We start from the raw sequence: 16610 nt of genomic DNA, 5'->3' as shown, positions 1-16610 counted from the left end.
GCGATTACTTCCGCAGGTTGTAGAAAGCGTTGCGGCCGGGGTAGCTCACGGTATCGCCGAGATCCTCCTCGATGCGCAGGAGCTGGTTGTATTTGGCGATGCGGTCGGAGCGCGAGAGCGAGCCGGTCTTGATCTGCAGCGCATTGAGGCCCACCGCGATGTCGGCAATGGTGGAATCCTCCGTCTCGCCCGAACGATGCGAGATGACCGAGGTGTAGCCGGAGCGCTTGGCCAGCTCGACGGCGGCGAAGGTCTCGGTGAGCGTGCCGATCTGGTTGATCTTGATGAGGATCGAGTTGGCGATGCCCTGGGCGATACCCTCGCGCAGGATCTTGGTGTTGGTGACGAAGAGGTCGTCGCCGACGATCTGGATCTTGCGGCCCAGACGGTCGGTGAGCAGTTTCCAGCCCTCCCAGTCGCTCTCCGCCATGCCGTCCTCGATGCTGACGATGGGGAACTTGTCGGCCAGCGTCGCCAGGTAATCGACGAACTGGCCGGCGCCCAGCGTGAGCTTTTCGCCGGCGAGCTCGTACTTGCCGTCCTTGTAGAACTCGGAGGCGGCGCAGTCGAGCGCCAGCAGCACGTCCTGCCCGGGCTCGTAGCCGGCGTTGGATACGGCCTCCAGGATCAGGTTGAGGGCCTCCTCGGTGCCGGAAACGTTGGGGGCGAAGCCGCCCTCGTCGCCGACCGAGGTCGGGAAGCCGCGCTTGTCGATGAGCTTCTTCAGGGCATGAAAGACTTCCGCGCCGCAGCGCAGCGCCTCGCGGAAGCTCTGCGCGCCGACCGGCATGATCATGCATTCCTGGATGTCCAGGCTGTTGTTGGCGTGGGCGCCGCCGTTGATGACGTTCATCATCGGCACCGGCATCTGCATCGGGCCCATGCCGCCGAAGTAGCGATAGAGCGGCAGGCCGGCCTCCTCCGCCGCTGCCTTGGCCACCGCCATGGAGACGGCCAGCATGGCGTTGGCGCCGAGGCGAGACTTGTTGTCGGTGCCGTCGAGCTCGATCAGGGTCTTGTCGATGAAGGCCTGCTCCTCGGCGTCGAGGCCGATGATGGCTTCCGATATCTCGGTGTTAACGTTCTCGACGGCCTGCAACACGCCCTTGCCGAGGTAGCGGCCGGCGTCGCCGTCGCGCAGTTCTATCGCCTCGCGCGAGCCGGTGGAGGCGCCCGAGGGCACGGCGGCGCGGCCCATGATGCCCGATTCCAGCAGGACGTCGGCCTCGACGGTGGGGTTGCCGCGCGAGTCCAGTATCTCGCGGGCGACGACATCAACGATTGCACTCATTTTTCTTGCTCCCTCTAAAGACCTTCGACAACAAGCATGTTCATCTGTGCCGCGTCCTGGCGCTGTTCGCGCGCGGCGCGGTATTCCGGCGAATCGTAGAAGCGCTTCGCCTGCTCGACGGATTCGAACTCGAGGATCACCAGGCGCGGCGGTGCCCAGTCGCCCTCGAGGAGATGCGTGGCGCCGCCGCGCACAACGTATTTGCCGCCGTATTGCGACACGGCGGCGCCGGCGAGCGCCTTGTAGCCCTCGTACTGCTCGGGATTCGTCACGGTCGCCTGGGCGATGATGTAGGCCTTGCTCATAGTCCGCTCTCCATGAAGCCGCGCTGCTTCACCAGCGCGTCGATGTCGCGCAGCGTGGCGAGCAGGTCCTGCATCTTCGCCAGCGGCCAGGAATTCGGCCCGTCGGAGAGCGCCTTTTCCGGGTGCGGATGGGTTTCCATGAACAGGCCGGCGACGCCGACGGCCACCGCCGCGCGCGCCAGCACCGGCACGAACTCGCGCTGTCCTCCCGAGGAGGCGCCCTGCCCGCCCGGCAGCTGCACGGAGTGGGTAGCGTCGTAGACCACCGGGCAGCCGGTCTCGCGCAGGATGGCGAGGCTGCGCATGTCGGAAACGAGGTTGTTGTAGCCGAAGGAGGCGCCGCGCTCGCAGACAAGAATCGTATCTGTATTTGCTTCGGCGCCGCCCGCTTTTTCCCTTATTGCCTCTTTCGCCTTGGCGACGACGTGCTGCATGTCGTGCGGGGCGAGGAACTGGCCCTTCTTGATGTTGGCCGGTTTGCCCGAGGCGGCAACGGCCTGGATGAAATCGGTCTGGCGGCAGAGGAAGGCCGGCGTCTGCAGCACGTCAACCACGGCGGCGACGGCGGCGATCTCGGACTGGTCATGCACGTCCGTCAGCACCGGCACGCCGACGGTCTTCTTCACGTCGGCGAGAATCTCCAGGCCCTTCTCCATGCCCAGGCCGCGATAGGACCTGCCCGAGCTGCGGTTGGCCTTGTCGTAGGAGGACTTGAAGATGAAGGGGATGCCCAGCGCGGCGCAGACTTCCTTGAGCCGGCCGGCAACTTCAACGGCCAGTTCGCGCGACTCGATGACGCAGGGGCCGGCGATCAGGAACAGCGGGTGCTGGAGGCCGGCATCGAATCCACAGAGCTTCACGACGCGGCCTGCCGGATCGGCGTCACCGGCGCGCCCTTGCCGCTTTCCTGGTGAGCCAAGGCGGCGCGCACGAAGGCGGTGAACAGCGGGTGCCCGGCGCGCGGCGAAGACGTGAATTCGGGATGGAACTGGCAGCCGATGAACCAGGGGTGGTCGGGCAACTCGACCATCTCGCACAGGCGGCCGTCCTCGGACTTGCCGCTCACCTTGAGGCCGGCCTGCTGCAGGCGGTTCAGGTAGATGTTGTTCACCTCGTAGCGGTGGCGGTGCCGCTCGACGATGGTGTCGGCGCCGTACACCTTGCGCGCCAGCGAATCGGCCGCCAGCGCGCAAGCCTGACCGCCCAGGCGCATGGTGCCGCCAAGGTCGGCGTCGGCGTCGCGCTTCTCCACCCGGCCCTCGCGGTCAAGCCACTCGGTGATGAGGGCGATGACCGGGTGCGGCGTGTCGGGATCGAATTCGGTGCTGTGGGCGCCCTCCATGCCGGCCACATCGCGGGCGAACTCGATGACGGCGAGCTGCATGCCGAGGCAGATGCCCAGATACGGCACCTTGTTCTCGCGGGCGTAGCGGATGGCGGCGATCTTGCCCTCGACGCCGCGCTTGCCGAAGCCGCCCGGCACGAGGATGGCGTCCATGCCGGCCAGCGCATCCGTGCCGTCGCGCTCGATGGCCTCCGAATCGAGGTAGTGGATGGCGATCTTGCTGCGCGTATGGATGCCGGCGTGAATGAGAGCCTCCGACAGCGACTTGTAGGACTCGGTGAGGTCGACGTACTTGCCGACGAAGGCGATGTTCACGCTGCGCTCGGGGTGCTCCAGGGCGTCGATCAGTTTGTTCCACACCGAGAGGTCGGCGGCGCGCGCCAGGATGTTCAGCTTGTGGCAGACGATCTCGTCGAGCATCTGGTCGTGCAGCATGGCCGGGATCTTGTAGATGCTGTCGGAGTCCACCACCGAGATCACCGCCTCGTGCGCGACGTTGGTGAACAGGGCGATCTTGCGCCGCTCGTCGTCTGGCACCGGGCGGTCGGCGCGGCACAGCAGCACGTCGGGCTGGATGCCGATCTCGCGCAGCTCCTTGACGGAGTGCTGCGTCGGCTTGGTTTTCAGCTCGCCGGCGGTGGCGATGTAGGGCAGCAGCGTGAGGTGGATGAAGCAGGTGTTCTGGCGGCCCTCCTCGATGCCCATCTGGCGGATCGCYTCSAGGAAGGGMAGCGACTCRATGTCGCCSACMGTRCCGCCSACCTCGACGATGGCGACGTCGGCGCCCTGGGCGCCGTTCTTGATGTGCAGCTTGATCTCGTCGGTGATGTGCGGGATGACCTGCACGGTGCGGCCGAGGTAGTCGCCGCGGCGCTCCTTCTTGATCACCGACTCGTAGATCTGGCCGGTGGTGAAGTTGTTGCGCTTGCCCATCTTGGCGCGCGTGAAGCGCTCGTAGTGGCCCAGGTCGAGGTCGGTCTCCGCCCCGTCCTCGGTGACGAACACCTCGCCGTGCTGGAACGGGCTCATCGTTCCCGGATCGACGTTGATGTACGGGTCGAGCTTGAGGTGGGTGACCTTGATGCCGCGGGATTCGAGGATGGCGCCGAGCGAGGCGGCGGCGATGCCCTTGCCCAGAGAGGACACGACACCGCCTGTAACGAAGACGTACTTGGTCATTTGCAGGGCATCTGCAGGAAAGCCAAATGATAGCCGAAACTTTCCCGCCGCTCAACGGAAACGGGCGGGATCGCGGAAAAAAACAACTTGAGAAACTACTTGAGGAATTCCCGGCTGATCTCGCGGAATTCGTCGGTCCCGGCCTGCTTCAGCCACTCGAAAGCGACCATCTCGCGGGAGACGATGTGGATGCCGTGGCTGCGCATGCGCGCCAGGGCCAGCTCCTTGTCGGATGGCTTGCGCGAACCGACGGCATCGGCGACGACGAAGACCTCGCGCCCCCGCCCGCGCAGGTCGAGCACGGTCTGCAGCACGCAGACGTGGGACTCGGTGCCGGCCACCACCACCTGGGGCCGGTCGGCGCCCGGCAGGCGCTCCAGGCACTTCGCCGCGACGCAGGAGAAATGCAGCTTCTCGGCGACGCTCCCGGGAGAAGTCAGTCCCCGCAGGACGGCGACGGTGGGGCCGATGCCCTTCGGGTACTGCTCCGAGACCATCACCGGCACGCCGAGGCGCTGCGCCACCTTCACCAGCCAGACGGCGTTGTCGAGCACCGCCTGCCCCTCGTGAATGTGCGGCAGCAGGCGCTCCTGGATGTCCACCACCAGCAGGGCGGACTGGTCGCGCTCGATCAGCATGCCAGCTCCGGGCGGTTGCGGAACCAGTCGAGCGCCTCGGGGTTGGCGAGGGCCTCGATGTTCTTCACCGGCTCGCCATGCACGATGTTGCGCACGGCCAGTTCGACGATCTTGTTGCTCTTGGTGCGCGGGATATCGCCGACCTGGAGGATCTTCGCCGGCACGTGGCGCGGCGTGGTGTTCTCGCGGATGACGTCCTTGATGCGTTTTGCCAGCGCGTCGTCGAGCGTCAGCCCCTCGCGCAGCTTGACGAAGAGCACGACGCGGGTGTCCTTCTCCCAGTCCTGGCCGATGACGAGGGACTCGAGCACCTCCTGCAGTTTCTCGACCTGGCGGTAGATCTCGGCGGTGCCGATGCGCACGCCGCCGGGGTTGAGGGTGGCATCCGAGCGGCCGTAGATGACGAAGCCGCCGTGGGCGGTCTCCTCGATGAAGTCGCCGTGGCACCAGAGGTTGGGATATTTCTCGAAGTAGGCGGCGCGGTATTTCTTGCCGTGCACGTCGTTCCAGAAGCCGATCGGCATCGAGGGGAAGGGCTTGAGGCAGACCAGTTCGCCCTTGGTCCTCCGCACGGGACGGCCTTCCTCGTCGAGGACCTCGACCGCCATGCCGAGGCCACGGCACTGGATCTCGCCGCGCCACACCGGGCCGATCGGGTTGCCAAGGACGAAGCAGGAGATGATGTCGGTGCCGCCGGAAATCGAGGCGAGTTGCACATCGCGCTTGATGCTGGCGTACACGTAGTCGAAGGCCTCCGCCACCAGCGGGCTGCCGGTGGAGAAGATGGCGCGCAGCTTGTCGAGATTGTGCGTCTTCACCGGCGCCAGGTTGATCTTGGCGATGGCATCGATGAACTTGGCCGAAGTGCCGAAGTGCGTCATGCCTTCCGCCTCGGCGTAGTCGAAGAGGATGTTGCCGCGACCGACGAAGGGCGAGCCGTCGTAGAGCAGCAGCGTCGCGCCCGAGGCGAGGCCGGAAATGAGCCAGTTCCACATCATCCAGCCGCAGGTGGTGAAGTAGAAGACGCGGTCGCCCGGCTTCACGTCGCCGTGCAGCTTATGCTCCTTGAGGTGCTGCAGCAGGGTGCCGCCTGCGCTGTGCACGATGCACTTCGGCACGCCGGTGGTGCCGGAGGAATACATGATGTAGAGCGGATGGTCGAAGGGCAGGCGCTCGAAGCGGATATCCTTCGTGGCGGCATGCGGCGCGAGGAACTCCGCCAGCGTCACGCCATGCTTCACGGCGGCGACATCGCCGCTGCCGCCGGCATAGGGCACGACGACGACGCGTTCCAGCGTCGTCAAGCGCCCGGCAATCTCGGCCACCTTGCCGAGACAATCGAGCACCTTGCCGTTGTAATAATAACCGTCGCAGGCGAACAGCACCTTGGGCGCAATCTGGCCGAAGCGGTCGAGCACGCCCTGCACGCCGAAGTCGGGCGAAGCGGAAGAGAAGATGGCGCCGATCGAGGCCGTGGCCAGCATCGTCACCACGGTGGCCGGGATGTTGGGCAGGTAGGCGGCGACGCGGTCGCCCTTGCGCACGCCCATGGCGCGCAGGGCGGCGGCCGTCTGCGCCACGGCGCGGTACAGCTCGGCGTGGCTGGCGCGGCCCTTGACCTTGTCTTCGCCCCAGAAGACGAGCGCGTCGCCGGAATCGTGGCTGCGCAGCAGGTTCTCGGCAAAGTTCAGGCGGGCGTCGGGAAACCATTTCGCGCCCGGCATCTTGTTGGCATCGACCAGGACGCGTTCGCCGCGCTTCTCCGCCACCACGCCGGCGAAATCCCACAGGGTGGTCCAAAATTGCCCGGGATGCGTCACCGACCAGCGGTGCAGCGCCTCGTAGCCTGCGAATTCGGCGCCCCAGCGCCGCGTGGCGGAGCGCATGAAGGCAGTCAGGTTGGCGGCGGCGATGCGCTGCCGCGAGGGCTTCCAGAGGGGCGTTCTCTCGGTCATGTCGTCACGCTTCGGCAAGTCGATTCATCTTTTCGGGCAGCGGGATGGAGCGTCCGCTGGCGGGATTGATCCAGACCATCTTGGCATCGCCGTGGGCATACAGCTTGTCCTCGCCCGCGGGTCGCAGTTCGTAATGCGTCGGCAGGCTGCTGCGTCCCGGCTGGCCGATGAACATGCGCACCTCGACCTGGCCGGGGTAGGTCAGCGGCACCAGGAAAGTGCAACTGGCGTTGACGATCACCGGCCCCTCCTCGGTGTGCTGGCCGGTGGCGTAGCCGAGCGACTCCAGCCATTCGATGCGCGCCTGTTCCATGTAGCGGAAATAGACGGTGTTGTTGACATGGTTCATGGCGTCCATGTCGCCCCAGCGGATGGGCAGGGTCGTGGTGTATATCAGCGTGCGCTTGTGTTCCATCGTTTTCGGGAAATGAGCGGATCAAATCGAATTATAATGGCGCCCGGTCTTCATGGCCTGCACAAGAACAACGATCCCGTCAGAGGCCACGCAATAAAGGAAACAGCATGCAACGCGAATCCATGGAATTCGATGTCGTCCTCGTCGGCGGCGGCCCGGCCGGGCTGGCCGCGGCGATCCGTCTGAAGCAGCTCAACACCGACATCAACGTCTGCCTGATCGAGAAAGGTGCCGAGGTCGGCGCGCACATCCTCTCCGGCGCGGTGATGGACCCGCGCGCACTTGACGAGCTGATCCCCGACTGGAAAGACAAGGGCGCTCCGCTCGACACGCCAGTGTCAGAGGACCGTTTCCTCATTCTTTCCGAGACGGGCGGCTTCAGGGTGCCGAACGCCCTGCTCCCGGGCTGCTTCCTCAATCACGGCAACTACATCGTCAGCCTGGGCAACGTCTGCCGCTGGCTGGCCCAGCAGGCCGAGGCGCTCGGCGTGGAGATCTATCCGGGCTTCGCCGGGGCCGAGGTGCTCTACCATGAGGACGGCTCGGTGAGAGGCGTCGCCACCGGCGACATGGGCGTCGGCCGCGATGGCCAGCCGACGGACGCCTACCAGCCCGGCATGGAACTGCTCGGTAAGTACACCCTCTTTGCCGAGGGCTGCCGCGGCCACCTCGGCAAGCAGCTCGAGGCGAAGTTCGACCTGCGCAAGGGCGCCGACCCGCAGGTCTACGGCATCGGCATCAAGGAGCTGTGGGAGATCCGCCCCGAGAAGCACGTCAAGGGCCTGGTCATGCACACCGGCGGCTGGCCGATGCAGCCGGACACCTATGGCGGCGGCTTCGTCTACCACCTCGAGGGCAACCTGGTCTCGATCGGCTACGTGGTGGGGCTGGCCTACAGCAATCCCTTCCTGTCGCCGTTCGAGGAGTTCCAGCGCTACAAGCTGCACCCCCAGGTAAAGCCCTTCCTCGATGGCGGCAAGCGCATCGCCTACGGCGCGCGCGCCCTCACCGCCGGCGGCCTGCAGGCGCTGCCGAAGCTGATCTTCCCGGGTGGCGCGCTGATCGGCGACGATGCCGGCTTCCTCAACGCCGCGCGCATCAAGGGCTCGCACGCCGCGCTGAAGACCGGCATGCTGGCCGCGGAGGCCCTCGCCGAGGCGCTCGCCGCCGGCCGCAGCGGCGACGAACTGACCGCCTATCCGGAGAAGTTCCGCGAGTCCTGGCTGTTCGAGGAACTGCACCGCACGCGCAACTTCAAGCCGTGGATGAGCAAGGGGCTGTGGCTGGGCTCGCTGATGTTCGGCATCGACCAGCAGGTGTTCCGCGGCAAGGCACCGTGGACGCTGCGCCTCACGGCCGACCACCTGAAGCTGAAGAAGGCGGACGACTGCGCACCGATCGCCTATCCGAAGCCGGACGGCGTCATCACCTTCGACCGCCTCTCATCGGTGTTCCTGTCGAACACCAACCACGAGGAGAACCAGCCCTGCCACCTGCGACTGAAGGACGAGACGGTGCCGATCCGCACCAACCTCGCCCTCTACGACGCGCCCGAGCAGCGCTACTGCCCGGCCGGCGTGTATGAAATCGTGCGCGACGCCGACGGCGCGAACCCCCGACTGCAAATCAACGCGCAGAACTGCGTGCATTGCAAGACCTGCGACATCAAGGACCCGACGCAGAACATCAACTGGGTGGTGCCGCAGGGCGGAGAAGGCCCCGTGTATCCAAACATGTAACGGCTTCGCCGCCATCCAACCCTGAGCGGCGAAGGCCCCGATTACCCGGACACGTGGTCAGACGAGTTGCAGGCTGTTGAGCACGCCATTCACGGCGCGTTCGAAGAGCGGCTCTTCTGTCACGATGCGGGCCATGCCAGTCCTGAACTGGTAGGCCAGTGCCCCCTGCGATATCGACGTCGCCCGCGGCGAACGTGGGTTGGTGAAGAGGTAGATTCCGCGCTGCGGACTGATCCAGGAGAGGCGAGCCCGCACCGCCTCTCCCTCGTGCCGTCTGAATTCCACCCAGTCGCCGCGCCCGAGCGCCGCCACCTGCTGCATATACAGATCAGCCGCAACGACAGCCGACGGATTGGCGCCGACCAGGGCTACTTCCTCGATCTGAACGTCGTTCTCGGTGATGCGCGTAATGAACAGTTCGCCCTCCGGATTGACGCTGTACTGGTCGGCCGGAGATGCCGAAGACGCTACCTCGGCCGGCGCTGGCGCCCCGGTCGCGACCGCAGTAAGCTCCCCGCCATTCAGCCCCGCCTTGACCGCCGCGGAGTGCATCGCCACCAGCTCGTCGAAAAACCGGCTCCGCTTCTCCTGCTGCAGGTTGATCGCGTCAAGCCCGGCATGCAGGGCGCGAAGCAGGCCGGGCAAGGTGTTCACCAGCTGCTTGCGCTCGTCGCTATTGGTCTTTGGTGCGACGCTCCAGATGAGATCGTCAATCATGGAGGTCGCACTCAGATAGGCATGGTGATCCTCGCCGTGGCGGATGTAGAGTTCCTTCAGCACATGCTGCCAGTGATCGAGCAGGAAGCGTTGCACGCCCTGCGGAACGCCGGACGACAGGCGCCGGGACACCGCCTCACCGGCGACGACCCAAGCAATTTCCTCGGTTTCGCGCTTGCGCATCAGCTCCGCCGATCGCCCCGCGATTCCCTCCGCCGCCGCATCGCGTTCTGAAATGACGGCATTGAGCAAATTGAGGGCGTCGGTGAAGACCTGCACATCTCGCTCGAAATCGCCCTGGATGCGCTCGGCAATGAAGGCGATTTCCTGGTAGAGCGGATCATCCTGGTCGACCGTATCGCCCCAGGCCACTGCCGCCCGTGAAATGCCGTCGAGCAACCTGCGCGCAGGATGAGCCTTGCTTGAGAAAAAGGACTTGTCGAGGAGTGCCACCTTCAGCACGGGAATCTGCAGCCGCCCCACCAGCGCCTTGATCACGTCGGGGATCTTGGCGTCGTCGAAGATGAAATCGAACAGCATGGCGACGATGTCGATGGTGATGGCGTCGAGCTGGCCGACGCCCTGGGCCTGGCTGTTCGCCTTGATGCGGTGCAGGGCATTCATCGTGCCGAGCGCCTGGCCAAGGTCGGGCAGGCCGTCCGTGTTCCCCTTCTCGTTTAGAAGCCTGTCCAGACGCTGCATGTCGGTCAGGGAATCGATGAACGCGCTCTTGATGCTCGCCGCCTGCAAGCCCGTCCCACCCGCCGGACCTCCGCTGGCAGGTGCCGGTGCAGCCGCACCAGGCGACAGCCCGGCGGCTTGCACGAGCACGAGATGGTTCAGGGCGCTCAGCAGGTCGCCTCCGACGGCCGTCTCTCCCTGGGGGGGCGCAGCGGGCGATTCCTGCCTGGCTGCAGGCCGGGGAGCCGATGGCGCGTTCACCGGCTTGCGGTAAGCGGAGCGCAGGTCAGGCAGGACGTTCCAGCGCACCATCTCGCTGTTGAGGTCGGCATAGACGGCATGCAGCGCCCTGGAGACGTGCTGCTCGATCTGCCTGAGCAGCACCAGCTTGACCTTCACGCTGCCTTCGATCTCGTCACAGGCACGCTTCAGCGCGTCACAAACCGCCTGCGGGCTGATGGGGTTTTCCTCGTCCTTCAGCTCATTCCGTCCAAGCAGCATGGCGACGCGCTCGCCGAGCAGGGACAGTTCATCCTCGTTCTGCTCGCGCAGGCGGGTCGCCAGTTCCTGCATGGCAATGCTTTCGGCGAGGTCGTCCTCCTCGACCAGGCGCAACTCCTGGGTCGAAACGGAAAGCGCCTTGACGGCGGTGTCCATCCCGCCGCGCATCTTGTGATTGAAGACTTCGACGAAATGGCGCGAAAAGGCGGCTTCCATCTTCGGCCACTTTTCCTTGGCCTTGCCGCGCACCTCGAGATAGAGCTTCTGCATCTCGCGGTCGTAACTGGCTTCTGCCATCTGGAACAGGTCTTCCTCGACATCGGCCAGCATCTCGCGCAGGGATACGGACAGCCGCTTCATGGCCAGTTCCCGGCAATCATTGAGCATGCGGCTTGATTCGGCCGCGCTCAGCTGACGCCGCTCATTCAGATTGACGACATTGCTCAATGCACTCGCAGCCATGCCAGCCTCCATTCACAGCCGTGCCGCGCAACCGCGCGACGACGGGCATTCAGACCGATGCCGAAATGGCAGCGGCCGTCAGGCGAACGTCACCGGGATGGAAGCGCGGGAACAGGTCAGGCGGGGCTGGCGCGGAGGTGCAGTCCGGACAGGTTCGCCCGGCGATGCTTTGACAGAAAGAAAGGCACGACTCATTGTGACCCCTATCCGGCAACTCCGCTGCCATAGAACTTCCCTGCATCGGGAAGTCCCTTAGACCGGTTGTTTTGCGCCCCCAGCTTTCGATGGGTTTGCCCTTATCAGATTCGATGATCCATTTGCCTTGGCGACATCTGGATCGTTTCCTTGAGGCCTTTGAGCCGAAAGACCTCTGGAGCCGCCGTGAAATACTTCACGGCTTTGCGTAATCAATAGCACGCGATAATTCAATGCGCAACTGTCTCAAATGCCCGACAGTATCGCTTCTGGCAGCCTCACCTTAATGATTTCACGTGTTTTTTTCACGATCACCCGAAAAGATGGCGCAGAAAATTTTATCGAGTCTCCCGCTGCCGACGAACTGAATCCCGCGGGCCGCACGGGCCAGTTCAAGTTTGCGTCGCAACATCCGTAGATCACAGGGATGAATCCATCGATATTGCACCCCCTCGAGTGAAGCCGCGTTTCCGATCCCTATTGATCCTGGCCCTCAGCTTACCGATGCTGGCCGCCGGCAGCCTGGTAGGCTGGCTGTCGTTCAGCAACACCGAGCGGGCGGCAAACGACCTGGCCGACAAATACCGCCACGAGGTCATTGGCAATGTCACGGCCGATCTGAACACCCATCTGGCGGGTGTGCGGAGGGTTGTCGAACTGAACGCCCGGCAAGGCTGGGATCTATCGGATTTGAAAGGCTTGCAAAGGCGCCTGTTCAATCAGTTGCTGGCTTTCCAAACGCCTACCCAGATTGCCGTCGGCACGACGGAGCGCGTTTTCGTGGCGGTTGAGCGCCGTCCGGACGACAAGGTCATGCTCAGCCACTCGGACCTATCCACGGGCTATGGCCTCAACACCTACGCCGCAACCCGCCATGGCGAGCCGCACGGCTATAGCGTCAGCGTACCGGACTACGATCCGCGCCAGCAGATCTGGTACAGGCGCGCGGAAAACGCGCCAGGCACGGTTTGGACCGATCCCTTCTATTACTCGGGCGAGAAAACGCTGCAGATCGCCGCGGCGCACCCGGCATTCGATGCCCACGGCGAATTCTCTGCCGTCTATGTCGCTACCATGAACCTGGAGAAGACAAGCCGCCTCCTTCGGGAGTTGTCGCTCGCCAGAGGCGCGCGGGCATTCATCATCGACCGCAAGGGCCTGCTGATCGCCTCGTCCCTGGATGAGCCACTGATTCGAGACGAGAGCTTGTTCGACCGCCTCCCGGCAGTCGAAAGCCGCGACGCCGTCGTCCGCAAAATCGCCGGCCGCATCAGGACAGCCACGGCCTTCCCCCCGGCATCGTTCGAGCGGCAGGAGATGCGCGTCGAAGACGAGAAGGATGTGCATTACGTCGAGGCGCGCCCCTACCGCTTCGACGAGGGAATCGAATGGCTTGTCGTTGTCGCCATCCCGGAATCCGGCCTGATCGGGCACGTGAAGGATGGCAACAGCACCACCATGTTTCTGCTGCTGGCGCTGACGTTGCCCGCACTGGGTCTCGCCATCCTCATTGCGCACTGGATCGACGTGCCGGTCAGCCGCCTGTCGCAGGCCGCCGAGGCGATCGCCTCAGGCCGGTTGGACGAGTCGATCGAAATCACCCAGCCGCGCGAACTTGCTTCGCTGGGGGAATCCTTCAACGCCATGACGGCAAGGCTGCGCGAGAGTTTCGCGGCGCTGGAGCAATCGAAGCAGAAGCTCGAAGAGCGGGTCATCGAGCGGACACGGGAACTCGACGGAAGGAACAGCGCCCTGGTCGAGGAAATCCACCGGCGCGAAGCGGCCGAACACGGCATACGGCGGGAACGCGACTTCACGCGGCGGGTGATCAATTCCCTGCCGGGCATTTTTTTCCTGGTCGACGAGGAAGGGCAGGATGTACTCTGGAACACCAACCTGGAAACCGTCACCGGCTACGACGGCGAGGAACTGGCCAGCCTGAGTCTGTTCAGCCTCTTCGACACGAACAGCCGGATTGCGCTGCGACACAAGCTGCAGGAAGCCTTCACACAGGGCCACGCCGAATGCGAGGCGATCATCGTCGCCAGGGACGGCCGGCGCATCCCCTTCCACATCAAGGGAGAATGCATCGAGATGGATGGCAGTCCCCACGTGATCGGCATGGGTGTCGACATCACCCAGCGCAAGCGCCTTGAGGACGAGTTGCGCCGCCTGGCGACAACCGATGCGCTGACCGGCGTCGCCACGCGCGGCCATTTCCTCGACAGCGCGGAACTCGAGATAGAACGCAGCCACCGCTACCAGCGGCCGCTATCGGTGATGATGCTGGACATCGACCACTTCAAGTCGATCAACGACAGCCACGGGCATGCCGCTGGCGACAAGGCGATTCAGAAGGTCGTCGGCGTCCTCACGCAACTGCTCCGCGGCGAGGACCTAGTGGGACGGCTGGGCGGCGAGGAATTCGGAGTGTTGTTGCCCGAGACCGACGGCGCGCGCGCCGTCATCGTGGCCGAGCGAATTCGCGAGCAGATCGCGGCGCTCCATATCGTCAACGGCGAGCACAGGATATCGCTCACCGTCAGCATTGGCGTTACGGAATACCAGCGCTTCGACACGGGGATCGATGCCTTGCTGCTGAGGGCCGACCTGGCCCTTTATTCAGCCAAGCACGGCGGCCGCAATCGCACCGTCCTCCGCGTCGACGCACAGGAAACGGAAGCGGCGTAGCCTTCCCGCGGACGCCCGTTTTCCTACAGCGCCTCTTCCGGCACGGCCAACGCGCCGGCGCCGCCCTTGACCACTGTGTCGGCCAGGCCGGGTGCCTGGGACAGCAGATGGTCGGCAAAGAAGCGTGCTGTGCTGATTTTCGCCTTGTAGAAACCGGCGTCGCCGACACCTGAGGCAAGCTGCCTTTGCGCCACCAGTGCGGCACGCGCCATCTGCCAGCCGCCGCTGACGATGCCCATCAGGCGCAGGAAGGGCACGGCGCCGACGTGCACCCCCTTGATGTCCTGGGTGAAGTTCGTTGCGACGTGGGTGGCCGCCTCGGCCAGCGCCTGCACGCCGCGCGAGAAGCCAGCATGGATGGCGGCGAATTCCTCGCCCGACTGCTTGGCGAGCTCCGCCTCGACCTGCTTCATGATGCCGATGACGGCCTTGATGGTGGCCCCGCCCTCGCGGGCGATCTTGCGGCCGATGAGGTCGTTGGCCTGGATGCCGGTGGTGCCCTCGTAGATGGTGGTGATGCGGGCGTCGCGCAGGTACTGTGCCGCGCCGGTCTCTTCGATGAAGCCCATGCCGCCGTGGATCTGCACGCCGAGCGAGGCCACCTCGATCCCGACCTCGGTGCTCCAGCCCTTCACCACCGGGATCATGAGGTCGACGAAAGCCTGGTTGCGCTTGCGCTCCTCGGCGTCCGGGTGGCGCGCCGCGGCGTCGTGCGCCGCGGCGACCACGTAAGCCAGCGCGCGCATCGCCTCGGCCTGAGACTTCATCAGCATCAGCATGCGGCGGATGTCGGGGTGGCGGATGATCGGAACCGGGCCCGAACCGTCGGCCAGGTCGCGCCCCTGGATGCGCTCCTTCGCGTATTCCAGAGCGCGCTGGTAGGCGCGGTCGGCGATGGCCACCCCCTCGAGGCCGACGGCGAAGCGGGCGGCGTTCATCATGACGAACATGTACTTGAGGCCCTCGTTCTCCTTGCCGACGAGGTAGCCGACGGCGCCGCCGTTGTCGCCATAGGCCATGACGCAGGTCGGGCTGGCGTGGATGCCGAGCTTGTGCTCGATGGAGACGCAGCGGGCGTCGTTGCGCTTGCCCGGCGTACCGTCGGCGTTGAGGATGAACTTCGGCACGACGAAGAGCGAAATGCCCTTCACCCCCTCGGGCGCGTCCGGCGTACGCGCCAGCACGAGATGGATGATGTTTTCCGTCATGTCGTGCTCACCGTAGGTGATGAAGATCTTCTGGCCGAAGACCTTGTACGTGCCATCGCCCTGCGGCACCGCGCGCGAGCGCACCAGCGCCAGGTCGGAGCCGGCCTGCGGCTCGGTCAGGTTCATGGTGCCGGTCCAACTGCCCTCGATCATCTTCGGCAGGAAGGTGGCCTTCAACTCCGGCGATCCGTTCAGCGTGATCGCCTCGATGGCGCCGGTGGTCAGCAGCGGGCACAGCGAGAAGGCCATATTGGAGGCCTTCCACATTTCCTGCACGGCGGCGACCACCACCTTGGGCATGCCCTGCCCGCCGTATTCCGGTTCGCAGCCGATGCCGTTCCAGCCGTTCTCGACGAACTGCTTGTAAGCCTCCTTGAAGCCCGCCGGCATGGTGACCTTGCTGTCGTGCCACTTGGCCCCTTCGTGGTCGCCGGAGCCGTTGATCGGCGACAGCGCCCCGGCGGCGAACTTGCCGGCCTCCTCGAGGATGGCATCGACGGTATCCGGCGTGGCCTCCTCGTAGCCGGGCAGCTTGCCGACCTGCTCGATGCCGGCCAGTTCGCGCAGGACGAATTGCATGTCGCGCAGGGGGGCGGAATAGGTGCTCATGTTGTTTTCTCCTTCAGGTAGCGATCGTCATCGAACGTGCTCACCCAGGTTGGGAAATACACGACGAAAAGGGTAATAAAGGCTCCGGTCAGCCATGCCTCGGAAAATCCGACGAGCAGGAAATATGGCAGGTAGTCGTCGAGCAGCGTCCGGCTGTCGTAGACCGACGCGGCCCAGAGGGAAGCCGTCGCTGCCAGCGCCGTGACGGCAAGGACAAGGGCCGCGTTGGCGAAGGCCCCGGCAAACAGGTAGACGAAAATATTGCGGGGGAGAAATCGCTCGACCAGGCGCAGGCCGGCCCAGGCCGCGGCGCAGGGCAGCAGCGCTGTCAGGCCGGCATTCAGACCGTAGACCGCCCAGCCGGCCGCGCCATTCATGCTGGTCGCCGCCAGCACCGCCAGCATGCCGAGAAAGGCCAGATGGAAGCCGAACATCAGGGTCAGCGCCGTGGCGCCGAGCAGATGAAGGGTGAGGCCGGGCTTGACTCCGGCCTTCATGCTCCACAGCAGGCTCAGCACGACGATGGCGCCGAACCAGACATGGGAGGAACCTTCGCCATCGATGCGTTTCCAGGGGGCCCTGCGTACGACCCAGAGTGTGACTGGCAGCAGGAGCAGCCAGGCCGCCCATTGCCACGTCTCCGGAAAGAGTCCGTCCGGAAAGTTCATGGCTGTCGTGC

At 65.0% G+C, this 16610-nt stretch carries 13 protein-coding genes and 1 riboswitch; of the genes, 3 read left to right on the top strand and 10 right to left on the bottom strand.

Annotated elements, in window-relative coordinates:
- Positions 1-4 precede the first annotated feature (4 nt).
- The 7 genes from eno to ROZ00_03860 form a co-directional block, all read right to left on the bottom strand.
- Positions 5-1291 carry a phosphopyruvate hydratase gene (eno, locus tag ROZ00_03890; GenBank protein ID MDT3735352.1) on the bottom strand — a complete coding sequence of 429 codons (1287 nt, stop codon included), beginning with the start codon at positions 1289-1291 and terminating at the stop codon, positions 5-7.
- A 14-nt stretch (positions 1292-1305) separates the two neighbouring features.
- Positions 1306-1596 (bottom strand): DUF1330 domain-containing protein, encoded by a 291-nt coding sequence (locus ROZ00_03885; GenBank protein MDT3735351.1) that lies wholly within the window; start codon positions 1594-1596, stop codon positions 1306-1308.
- On the bottom strand, positions 1593-2456 hold the full coding sequence (kdsA, locus tag ROZ00_03880) for a 3-deoxy-8-phosphooctulonate synthase (protein MDT3735350.1): 864 nt from the start codon (positions 2454-2456) through the stop codon (positions 1593-1595). Before kdsA ends, ROZ00_03885 begins: the two co-directional genes overlap by 4 nt.
- The gene (locus ROZ00_03875; GenBank protein MDT3735349.1) at positions 2453-4120 is read right to left on the bottom strand and encodes a CTP synthase; all 1668 of its coding nucleotides are present in this window, start codon (positions 4118-4120) and stop codon (positions 2453-2455) included. Before ROZ00_03875 ends, kdsA begins: the two co-directional genes overlap by 4 nt.
- A 95-nt stretch (positions 4121-4215) precedes the next feature.
- On the bottom strand, positions 4216-4758 hold the full coding sequence (locus ROZ00_03870) for a hydrolase (GenBank protein ID MDT3735348.1): 543 nt from the start codon (positions 4756-4758) through the stop codon (positions 4216-4218).
- Positions 4752-6713 (bottom strand): acetoacetate--CoA ligase, encoded by a 1962-nt coding sequence (locus tag ROZ00_03865; GenBank protein MDT3735347.1) that lies wholly within the window; start codon positions 6711-6713, stop codon positions 4752-4754. Before ROZ00_03865 ends, ROZ00_03870 begins: the two co-directional genes overlap by 7 nt.
- Before the next feature lie 4 nt (positions 6714-6717).
- On the bottom strand, positions 6718-7128 hold the full coding sequence (locus ROZ00_03860; GenBank protein MDT3735346.1) for an acyl-CoA thioesterase: 411 nt from the start codon (positions 7126-7128) through the stop codon (positions 6718-6720).
- Between the two features lie 107 nt (positions 7129-7235).
- On the opposite strand from ROZ00_03860, the gene ROZ00_03855 reads away from it, so the two are divergent.
- A complete protein-coding gene (locus ROZ00_03855; GenBank protein ID MDT3735345.1) occupies positions 7236-8867 on the top strand; it encodes an electron transfer flavoprotein-ubiquinone oxidoreductase in 1632 nt (543 codons plus the stop codon).
- A 57-nt stretch (positions 8868-8924) separates the two neighbouring features.
- Here ROZ00_03855 and ROZ00_03850 read toward each other — a convergent pair whose 3' ends face one another.
- A complete protein-coding gene (locus ROZ00_03850) occupies positions 8925-11228 on the bottom strand; it encodes a DUF1631 domain-containing protein (GenBank protein MDT3735344.1) in 2304 nt (767 codons plus the stop codon).
- Between the two features lie 206 nt (positions 11229-11434).
- Positions 11435-11533: riboswitch (cyclic di-GMP riboswitch) on the bottom strand.
- Positions 11534-11673: 140 nt separating this feature from the next.
- Here ROZ00_03850 and ROZ00_03845 point away from each other — a divergent pair.
- Entirely contained in the window at positions 11674-11841 is a 168-nt protein-coding gene (locus ROZ00_03845; protein MDT3735343.1) for a hypothetical protein, read from the top strand.
- A 62-nt stretch (positions 11842-11903) separates the two neighbouring features.
- Entirely contained in the window at positions 11904-14114 is a 2211-nt protein-coding gene (locus ROZ00_03840; protein MDT3735342.1) for a diguanylate cyclase, read from the top strand.
- A gap of 23 nt (positions 14115-14137) precedes the next feature.
- Here ROZ00_03840 and ROZ00_03835 read toward each other — a convergent pair whose 3' ends face one another.
- Together ROZ00_03835 and ROZ00_03830 are read right to left on the bottom strand one after the other, a co-directional pair.
- Complete coding sequence (locus ROZ00_03835) at positions 14138-15931, bottom strand: acyl-CoA dehydrogenase (GenBank protein ID MDT3735341.1); 1794 nt, start codon at positions 15929-15931, stop codon at positions 14138-14140.
- Positions 15928-16599, bottom strand: a complete 672-nt coding sequence (locus ROZ00_03830; protein ID MDT3735340.1) for an energy-coupling factor ABC transporter permease — start codon at positions 16597-16599, stop codon at positions 15928-15930. Before ROZ00_03830 ends, ROZ00_03835 begins: the two co-directional genes overlap by 4 nt.
- Positions 16600-16610: the final 11 nt, after the last annotated feature.

The organism is Denitratisoma sp. (assembly GCA_032027165.1).
Classification (GTDB): domain Bacteria; phylum Pseudomonadota; class Gammaproteobacteria; order Burkholderiales; family Rhodocyclaceae; genus Desulfobacillus.
This window is presented reverse-complemented; position numbering and strand designations above follow the sequence as displayed.

What these genes read in the sequence shown, in the direction of transcription:
- ROZ00_03885 (MDT3735351.1), bottom strand. Translation starts at nt 1,596, where the DNA reads ATGAGCAAGGCCTACATCATCGCCCAGGCGACCGTGACGAATCCCGAG.
- ROZ00_03835 (MDT3735341.1), bottom strand. Translation starts at nt 15,931, where the DNA reads ATGAGCACCTATTCCGCCCCCCTGCGCGACATGCAATTCGTCCTGCGC.
- ROZ00_03855 (MDT3735345.1), top strand. Translation starts at nt 7,236, where the DNA reads ATGCAACGCGAATCCATGGAATTCGATGTCGTCCTCGTCGGCGGCGGC.
- ROZ00_03860 (MDT3735346.1), bottom strand. Translation starts at nt 7,128, where the DNA reads ATGGAACACAAGCGCACGCTGATATACACCACGACCCTGCCCATCCGC.
- ROZ00_03845 (MDT3735343.1), top strand. Translation starts at nt 11,674, where the DNA reads ATGCCCGACAGTATCGCTTCTGGCAGCCTCACCTTAATGATTTCACGT.
- ROZ00_03830 (MDT3735340.1), bottom strand. Translation starts at nt 16,599, where the DNA reads ATGAACTTTCCGGACGGACTCTTTCCGGAGACGTGGCAATGGGCGGCC.
- ROZ00_03865 (MDT3735347.1), bottom strand. Translation starts at nt 6,713, where the DNA reads ATGACCGAGAGAACGCCCCTCTGGAAGCCCTCGCGGCAGCGCATCGCC.
- ROZ00_03850 (MDT3735344.1), bottom strand. Translation starts at nt 11,228, where the DNA reads ATGGCTGCGAGTGCATTGAGCAATGTCGTCAATCTGAATGAGCGGCGT.
- ROZ00_03870 (MDT3735348.1), bottom strand. Translation starts at nt 4,758, where the DNA reads ATGCTGATCGAGCGCGACCAGTCCGCCCTGCTGGTGGTGGACATCCAG.
- eno (MDT3735352.1), bottom strand. Translation starts at nt 1,291, where the DNA reads ATGAGTGCAATCGTTGATGTCGTCGCCCGCGAGATACTGGACTCGCGC.